This is a genomic window from Massilia sp. DJPM01 (assembly GCF_030348125.1).
In the GTDB taxonomy this organism is placed as follows: Bacteria; Pseudomonadota; Gammaproteobacteria; order Burkholderiales; family Burkholderiaceae_D; genus Telluria_A; species Telluria_A frigida.
Genome location: NZ_JAQOZV010000203.1, coordinates 1 through 782, shown reverse-complemented (window position 1 = coordinate 782; position 782 = coordinate 1). Strand labels below are relative to the sequence as shown.

Genomic DNA, 782 nt, shown 5'->3' with positions numbered 1-782 from the left:
TATATACAAAGCGATCCGATTGGATTAAATGGCGGCATCAACACATACGCATATGTTAATGGGAATCCCGTTTCAGCTATCGATAAGGATGGACGCTTTGGGACTATCGTCGTCGGTGCCATTGGTGGTTTTGCTTTTGATCTGTTCTGGCAGCTCTCTCATCAGTGTTCGCCAGACTTGACGAAAGTTGACTGGGGCGAAGTCGGAGCAAGTACTCTCGTGGGCAGTGCCCTTGGTGCTGTCCCGGGACTGGGGTTAGGTGGGGCGGCGGCGCTTCGGTTAGGTGCTACCGAGGCTACTGTGCAAGGCTTGGCTGCAGGAGTAGGCGGTTACTTAGGTGGTCTTACAACAGGTGGACTACACAATAAGGAAAAGTGCGACTGTCGCACAGCCAAGTAACAACTTAGGAACTTGTATGACATGGTGGAAAATGCTGTTGGCGTATGGGGCCGTGATTTTACTTGACTTGTTAGTGTCGAGAAGTCTGGGGCGTCAGGTGACGCAGGGTGAAATGCTTGCGGGTGCGTTCGCAGGGATATTTGTATGGTTGCTGCAGTGGAGAAAGCGAAAATAGCTTATTGTCTGTACTGCAACTACTATCGCGACTACGACCTACAAACTGAGCGTTATATCCAAAGCGATCCTATCGGGCTTGAAGGCAATCCTCCCAAGTTAAGGAATTTCCTCGAAAATATGCTGAAAATGCGATAAATAGCTTGACATTTCAATTGTGAGCTGCGCCGCCAGTGATATTTTTGCGCACTGGCTACCATGTCCCTTAT

Annotated in this window: 1 protein-coding gene; it reads left to right on the top strand. The window is 49.4% G+C overall.

Going from position 1 to position 782, the window contains the following annotated elements; genetic code table 11:
• Positions 1 to 399 (top strand): RHS repeat-associated core domain-containing protein (locus PO883_RS34670; RefSeq protein ID WP_289313830.1); only part of this gene is annotated, 399 nt, incomplete at its 5' end.
• Positions 400 to 782 lie beyond the last annotated feature (383 nt).